Raw genomic sequence first — 8,585 nt, 5'->3', positions numbered from 1 at the left:
CTGGTGGCGTATCTCGTTCCGTCGTCGGGTGAGCTGGACGTCTCGCTCGTACGGGAGCACGCCGCCGGCCTGCTGCCCGAGTACATGGTGCCGTCCGCGTTCGTGGTGCTGGACGAGCTGCCACTGACCGTGAACGGGAAGACCGACCGCCGTGCTCTGCCCGCGCCGGAGCCCGACGCGGCGGGGGAGTATGTCGCACCCCGTACGGCGGAGGAACAGGCGCTCGCCGAGACCTGGGCGGAGGTCCTGGGCGTGGAGCGCGTCGGCGTCCACGACGACTTCTTCGAGCTGGGCGGGGATTCCATCTCCAGCCTGCGGGTGGTCTCGCGGATCCGTTCGGTGCTGGGCACCGGGCTGTCTCCCCGGGCTCTCTTCGACCATCCCACCGTCGCGCGCCTCGCGGAGACCGCCCTGCGCGGGACGGTACCCCCGGGCACCGTCCCCGTCCCCCGCCTCGTCCCCGCTCCCGACGACCGTGGCCCCGTTCCGGCGCCGCGCGGCGACGACCTGCCGCTTTCCTTCGCACAGGAACGCCTCTGGTTCCTGGACGACTTCGCCCGTGACAGTGTCGAGTACAACGTCGTCACCGCCCTGCGGCTGACCGGCGACCTCGACACCTCCGCCCTTCGCACGGCGGTCTCGCGGCTGGTCGCCCGGCACGAGGCGCTGCGGACCACCTTCGACTCCGTCGACGGGCGCGGTGTACAGCTGGTGCACGCCGCGGTCGATGTCCCCGTCCAGGTCACCACCCTGGACGAGGCGCTGTCGGCAGCCGTCTCGACGCCGTTCGATCTCCGTACGGGCCCGCTGCTGCGCGTGTTCCTGGCGGAGGTGTCGCCGCGTGAGCATGTGCTCGTACTGGCGATGCACCACATCGTCACCGACGGCTGGTCCATGGGCGTGGTGACGCGTGAACTGAGCGCCTTCTACACGGACGCCGTACGCGGCCGGCAGTCGGAGCTCGCCGAACTGCCCGTGCAGTACCCGGACTTCGCGGTCTGGCAGCGTGACCGGCTGATGGGTGACGCGCTGGACGAACATCTGGCCTACTGGCGCGGCCAGTTGGCGGACCTGGAGCCGTTGGAGCTGCCGACGGACCGGCCGCGCCCGGCGGTGCGTACCTCGGCCGGGGCCCTGCATGCCTTCGAGGTGCCCGCCCAACTGACGGAGCGTCTGGCGCGTGCGGGCCGACGGCGCGGCGCGAGCCTGTTCATGGTGCTGACGGCGGTGACGCAATTCCTCTTCGCCCGCTACACCGGACGACGCGATATCGCGGTGGGCACGGTGGTGTCGGGTCGTGAGCGGGCCGAACTGGAGGGTCTGGTCGGCTTCTTCGCCAATACGCTGGTGCTGCGCTCGCGGGTGGACGAGGCGCTCACGTTCGACGGGTTCCTGGACGGGGTCCGTACGACCGTGCTGGACGCTTTCGCCCATCAGGACGTGCCTTTCAGCCGGCTGATCGAGGAGCTGGCCCCCGAGCGCGACACCAGGCGTACCCCCCTCGTCCAGGCCATGCTGGTACTCCAGAACACCCCGCGCGCCGAGTTCGACCTGCCGGGGGTACGGGTCGGTGAGTTCGTGCCGCCGCGCGACACCGCGCAGTTCGATCTGCATCTGGAGTTCCAGCCCCGGTCGGGGGGTGGCCTGGAGGCCGTGGCCGTCCACAGCGATCTGTTCGACGCGGCCACCATCGACCGGCTGGCCAGGCACTGGCTGACGCTCGCCGACCGGCTCACCGCCGCCCCCGGACGGCCCCTGCTGGAGCACGATCCGCTGGACGCGGAGGAGCGCTCGCTGCTGCTGGAATCCTGGAACGACAGCGGCGATCCGGGCGTGCCCGCGGTGTCGCCCCTCGCCATGTTCGAGGACCGGGCCCGCGCCGTGCCCGGAGCGCCCGCCGTGACGTTCGGAGACACCACCATCGACTACGGCGAGCTGGCCGCGCGTGCTTCGAGGCTCGCCGCCCGTCTCGCCGCGCACGGGGTGGGGCCGGAGTCCAGGGTGGGGCTGGTGCTGCCGCGCTCGATCGATCTGGTGGTCGCGATCCTGGCCGTACTGAAGGCGGGGGGAGCGTATGTGCCGGTGGACCCCGCGTCCCCGGCCGACCGGATCGCGTACATCATCGAGGACTGCTCGGCCGACCTGGTGATCACCAGCCGGGAGACCGCGTCTGTCCTGCCCGGGGACGCGGCGCGTAGGTCGGTGGTACTGGACGACCCGGTGGCCCTGGCGCCCGTCGATCCGGCGACGGTGCTGCCCGGCGACCCGGCGAACATGACGCCCGGCGACCCGGCGAACGTGAGGCCCGGCGACCCGGTGGACGCGGAGATCGCCCCCTCCCGTCGCGCGCCCGTCTCCGCCGCCTCCGCCGCGTATGTCATCTACACCTCTGGATCGACCGGACGTCCCAAGGGCGTGGTGGTCTCGCACGGCAACGTGGCGGAGCTGCTAGCCGCCACCCAGGAGCAATTCGCGTGCGGCCCGGACGACGTATGGACGATGTTCCACTCCTACGCGTTCGACTTCACCGTGTGGGAGCTGTGGGGTGCGCTGGCGTACGGCGGGCGCCTGGTCGTGGTGGACCGCGACGTGGCGCGCGCCCCCGGGGACTTCGCGCTGCTGCTCGAACGTGAGCGCGTCACCGTACTCAACCAGACCCCGTCGGCGTTCTACCGGCTGGCCGAGGAGATCGGCACGGTGGACGGGCTGCGGGAGCGGCTCGCACTGCGCACGGTCGTGTTCGGCGGCGAGGCCCTGGACTGGTCGCGGATCGCGGGCTGGGTGGAGCGCTCGGGCAACGGCGGTCCCGTACTGGTCAACATGTACGGAATCACCGAAACCACCGTGCATGTCACAAGCCGGCGGGCCGAGCCGCGGTTCGCCACCCCCGGCGCCGGAAGCGTGATCGGCCGGGCGCTGCCACATCTGCGCGCGTACGTCCTCGACGCCGCGCTCCGCCCGGTGCCCCAGGGCGTACGGGGCGAGCTGTACATCGCCGGGGGCGGCCTGGCCCGCGGCTATCTGAACCGGCCCGGACTCAGCTCCGTACGGTTCGTCGCGGACCCCTTCGGCGGCCCCGGCGCCCGGATGTACCGGACCGGCGACACCGCGCGCTGGAACGCCGCCGGGACGCTCGACTATCTCGGACGCAACGACGACCAGGTGAAGATCCGCGGCTTCCGGATCGAACTGGGGGAGATCGAGGCCCTGGTGGTAGGCGATCCGGGAGTGGCCCAGGGAGCCGTGGTGGTGCGGGAGGACCAGCCCGGGGACCAGCGGCTCGTGGCGTACGTCGTACCCGTCGGCGGGGCCGCCGGGTTCGCGGGGTTCGACGAGGCCGGGCTGCGGCGGACGCTGGGCGACGCACTGCCGGACTATATGGTTCCGGCCGCGTTCGTGGCCCTGGAACGGCTGCCGCTGACCACGAACGGCAAGCTCGACCGCCGGGCGCTCCCCGCGCCCGAGTACGGCAGCCGCGCCGCGTACGTGGCCCCGCGCACCCCGACGGAAGAGGCCGTGGCGGAGATCTGGGCGGAGGTGCTCGGGCTGGAACGAACCGGAATCGAGGAGGACTTCTTCAGCCTGGGCGGAAACTCGGTCCTGAGTCTTCGCGTGATTGCTAGGGTCCGGACTGTGTTCGACATCAACCCCTCGGCCCGCGTGATGTTCGATTTCCCCACGATCGCGCAACTCGCCGGGAAGATCGAAGAGCTGATCATCGAGGATATGGAGAACGGCGGTGATCCGACCCTTTAGCGGGGCCGGAAAGCACCGCACGACGTAACACGCACTACGCACCATGTGTCATCCGCGTGCGCGTCGACGGACCAATGGGGCCGGGACAGGCCCGAAACCCCGTCGACTGCGCACGCGGTGCTTTTGCCTGCTTGTTTTCATGATGTGGATATGAGGGAGCTTTCCATGGACGCCGCCTCTTCGCGCGAGGCCCGGATCAGTTCGCTGCCGGAACACGTGCAGGAGAAACTCCGGAGCCGACTCGCGGGGCGCGCGGGCGGCGGTCGGAACACCATCGAGTCCGTGGACCGCAGCGGAACGCTCCCCCTGTCGTTCGCGCAGCAGCGGCTCTGGTTCATGACGGAGTATCAGCGTGACTCCACGGAGAACAACTCCGGTCTGAGCCTGCGGCTCACCGGCCCGCTGGACGTCGCCGCGTTCCGGGCGGCGCTCGACGCCGTCGTGACGCGGCACGAGCCACTGCGTACGACCTTCGCCGCCGAGGAGGGGGTGGCGCGGCAGATCGTACGTCCGGAGGCGGAGCTGCCATTCCGGTTCGTGGATCTCGCCGATCCAGCGGGACCCGACGGGGTCGGCCACGAGGCGGAGCGCGAATGCGACCGGCTGATCTCCGCGGCCATGGCCGAGCCGTACGACCTGCGCACCGGCCCGCTGGTGCGCGCCCTGCTCGTCCGCGTCGGCGCGGAGGAGTACCGCTTCCTGCTCGCCATGCACCACATCGTCACCGACGGCGCCTCGATGGAGATCATCGTCCGGGAGGTGCGGGCGTACTACGCCGCCGCGCTGCGCGGAGATGCCGGCGCCGCCGGGCTGCCTCCGCTCGCGGTGCAGTACGCCGACTACGCCGCCTGGCAGCGCGGCCGGTTCTCCGGCAGCGCGCTGGACCGCCATGTCGACTACTGGCGCGAGCAGTTGGCCGGTCTGGAGCCGCTGGAGCTGCCCACCGACCGCCCCCGTCCGGCGGCCAGGGGCGGCGCCGGAGCCGTGCACGCCTTCACGCTGCCCGCCGATGTCGCCGCAGGGCTCCGGAACACGGGCAGGGACCAGGGAGCCAGCCTCTTCGTCACGCTCACCGCGGTCACCCAATTGCTGATGGCCCGGCACAGCGGCCAGGACGACATAGCGGTGGGCACGGCGGTACCCGGGCGTGAGCGGGCCGAGGTGGAGAATCTCGTCGGATTCTTCATCAATATTCTGGTGCTGCGCTCCCGTATCGACCAGACCCGTTCGTTCACCGAATATCTCGCCGAGGTACGGGAAACCGTACTGGAGGCATTCGAGCACCAGGACGTCCCCTTCGAGCGGCTGGTGGAAATCCTCGCGCCGGAACGCGACACCTCGCGTACACCACTCGTCCAGTCGATGGTGGTGCTCCAGAATACCCCGGTCGAATCCGCCGAATTCGAGGGCGTACGGGTGGCACGCGGAACCCTCGCCCGCCAGGAATCCCCTTATGACGTGAGCTGGGAATTCGAGGAGGACGAGGAGGAGGAGCTGCACTGCGCGATCGAATACAGCACCGACCTGTTCGACCCGGCCACCGTCGAACGGCTGGGGCGTCATTTCGTTGTGCTGGCCCGTGCTCTGGTCACCGACCCCGACCGACGGCTGGACGAGGCCGAGCTGCTCACCGCCGAGGAACTGGCGGAGCTGCTCGCCGACGGCAAGTCGGTCGCGCGGCCCGAGGCGGCCGAGGGCACCATCCCGGCGCGCTTCGCCGAGCAGGCCGACCGCACGCCCGACGCGCCCGCGCTGACCGATGGGGACGATCAGACCCTGACCTACCGTCAACTCGATGAACGTGCCAACAGGTTGGCCCACCATCTGATCGACTGCGGGGTCCGCCCGGAGGAGCCGGTCGCTGTCTGCCTGCCGCGCGGCACCGACCTCGTCGTCTCCATCCTGGCCGTGCTCAAGGCGGGCGGGGCGTATCTGCCGGTGGACCCGGCGCTTCCGCGGGACCGCGTGGCATGGATGCTCGCCGAGAGCGGGGTGCGGGTGGCGGTCACGGTCGACGCGCTCACCGGACTGCTGCCGGACGGCTTCCACGGCCCCGGCGACGTCGTCGCCGTCGACCGCCTGCGCGACCGGATCGCCGTGCTGCCCTCGCGTACGCCGCGGGTGGCGGTGGCCGCGAGCAACACCGCGTACGTCATCTACACCTCCGGCTCCACCGGCCGGCCCAAGGGCGTCCTCGGTCTTCACGGCGGCCTGCTCAGCCGCTGGGCGTGGTTCGCCGAGACCTACCCCGAGTGGCGCGACGCCGTCGTCTGCGCCAAGAGCTCGGTGAGCTTCCTCGACAGCGCGACGGAGATCCTCGGCACCCTGGTGCACGGCGGGCGCATCATCCTCGCCTCCGACGACGAGGCCAAGGACCCCCCCGCGCTGGCCCGGCTGATCGAGCGGCACCGCGTGGAGCGCATGACGCTCGTACCCAGCCTGCTCTCCGTCCTCCTGGACGAGACCGACCCGGCCGCCCTGGCCTCCTGCCGCTGCTGGATCAGCAGCGGCGAGCCGCTCAGCCGCGCGCTCGCCGCCCGCTTCCGCGAGCAGCTGCCGCACGCGCGGCTCCTCAACCTCTACGGCTCGTCCGAGATCAGCGCCGACAGCCTGGTCTGGGAGGCGGAGGGACCGGACGTACGGATCGGCAGGCCCGTCTGGAACAACCAGGTGTACGTCCTCGACGGCCGGCTGCGCCCCGTACCGCGCGGAGTTCCGGGCGAGCTGTACGTGGCCGGAGCCGGGCTCGCGCGTGGCTACGCCAACCGTCCCGACCGTACGGCCGAACGCTTCATCGCCGACCCGTTCGATCCGTCCGGGCGCCTCTTCCGCACCGGCGACCTCGTCCGCTGGACGTCGGACGGCACCCTGGAACACCTCGGCCGCGCCGACGACCAGGTGAAGGTACGCGGCTTCCGTATCGAGCCCGGTGAGATCGAGGCCGCCCTCCGCCGGCACCCCGCGATCAGCGACGCCGCGATCGTCGTACGGGACGACCGGCAGGGCATCGCCCGGCTCGCCGGGTACGTCGTCGCCGCCGAGGGCCACTCCGTGCCCGCCGCCCGGGAACTGCGCGACCTCATCCGGCAGAGCCTGCCCGACTACATGGTGCCCGCCGCCTTCGTACCGATCGCCGCGCTTCCGCTGACCTCCAGCGGCAAGCTCGACCGCCGCTCCCTGCCGACCCCCGACTGGGCCGAGTCCGCCGAGTACCTCGCCCCGCGCACCGACACCGAGCGGGCGCTCGCCGCGATCTGGACCGAGGTGCTGGGTACGGCACAGGTCGGTGCCGAGGACGACTTCTTCTCGCTCGGCGGCCACTCCCTGCTCGCCACCCGGGTGATCAGCCGCGTCCGGAGCGGTCTGGGAACGGAACTGACCGTACGCCACCTCTTCGAGGCTCCGAGGCTCGCCGACCTGGCGGCCACTGTCGATGCGCTGGCGGGTACTTCCGCTGCGAATGCCTCAGCGAACGCCTCACCGAATGCCTCAGCGAACGCGTCGGCGCGCGGTGACGCCGACTCGGCCGACACGGACCTGATCGCTCCCGCGCCGAGGGAAGGGCGGCTGCCGCTCTCCTTCGCCCAGGAACGCCTGTGGTTCCTCGACGACTTCGCCCCCGGCGCCGCCGAGTACAACGTCTGCGGCACCCTTCGGCTGACCGGCACGCTCGACCTCACGGCGCTGCGGGCGGCCGTCGCGGGACTGGTCGCCCGGCACGAGGCGCTGCGTACCACCTTCGAGACACTGGACGGACGCGGCACTCAGGTCGTACACGACACCATGGACGTGGCGGTACGCACGACCGCGCTCGGCACGGACAGCGAACTGGACGCCGCCCTCCGCGCCGAGGCAGCGACCCCGTTCGACCTGGCGACCGGGCCACTGCTGCGGGTGCTGCTGGCATGGACGGGTGAGAACAGCCATGTGCTGATGCTGACGATGCATCACATCGTCACGGACGGCTGGTCGATGGGCGTCATCACGCGTGAGCTGAGCGCCTTCTACACCGGCGCCGTGCGCGGCGAGGAGCCCGCCCTGCGGCCGTTGCCGATTCAGTACCCCGACTACGCCGTCTGGCAGCGCGACCGACTGGCGGGCGACACGCTCGACGGCCAACTCGACTACTGGCGGGGGCAGCTCGACGGACTGGAGCCCCTGGAGCTGCCGACGGACCGGCCGCGCCCGGCGGTGCGTACCTCGGCGGGCGCCCTGCACGCGTTCGAGGTCCCCGCGGAGCTGACCCGGCTCCTGACGGAAACCGGACGTGCTCGGGGCGCGAGTCTGTTCATGACGCTGACCGCCATCACCCAGCTCCTGCTGGCGCGCTACAGCGGACGGACGGACATCGCGCTGGGGACAGGTGTCTCGGGGCGTGAACGGGCCGAGTTGGAAGACCTCGTCGGGTTCTTCGTCAACACCGTCGTCCTGCGGACGACGGTCGACGAGTCCGAGAGCTTCGACCAACTGCTCGAACGAGTCCGTACGACCGTGCTGGACGCTTTCGCCCATCAGGACGTGCCTTTCAGCCGGCTGATCGAGGAGCTGGCCCCCGAGCGCGACACCAGCCGTACCCCCCTCGTCCAGGCCATGCTCGTACTCCAGAACACCCCGCGGGCCGAGTTCGACCTGCCGGGTCTGCGGGCCGAGGCGGTTCCGTCGGTCCGGGAAGCCTCTCAGTTCGACATCACGTTCGCGTTCTCGGAGCAGGACGGACGACTGATCGCCGCTGCCGAGTACAGCACGGATTTGTTCGATGCGGTGTCGGTGGAGCGGTTGTGTCGTCATTGGGTTGAGTTGGCGGGTGTGGTGGTGGGTGGTGTGGGTGG

General features: G+C 70.9%; 2 protein-coding genes. Both read left to right on the top strand.

The annotated features are described in order from the left end of the window. A partial coding sequence (locus ACIRQP_RS41360) for an amino acid adenylation domain-containing protein (protein WP_403900490.1) occupies nt 1-3,756 on the top strand: 3,756 nt, incomplete at its 5' end. A gap of 150 nt (nt 3,757-3,906) precedes the next feature. Beyond that, nucleotides 3,907-8,585, top strand: a 4,679-nt coding sequence (locus tag ACIRQP_RS41355) for an amino acid adenylation domain-containing protein (protein ID WP_403900488.1), incomplete at its 3' end; no start/stop codon positions are given.

Origin of the sequence: Streptomyces sp. NPDC102274 (assembly GCF_044766385.1) — a bacterium.
In the GTDB taxonomy this organism is placed as follows: domain Bacteria; phylum Actinomycetota; class Actinomycetes; order Streptomycetales; family Streptomycetaceae; genus Streptomyces.
This window is presented reverse-complemented; position numbering and strand designations above follow the sequence as displayed.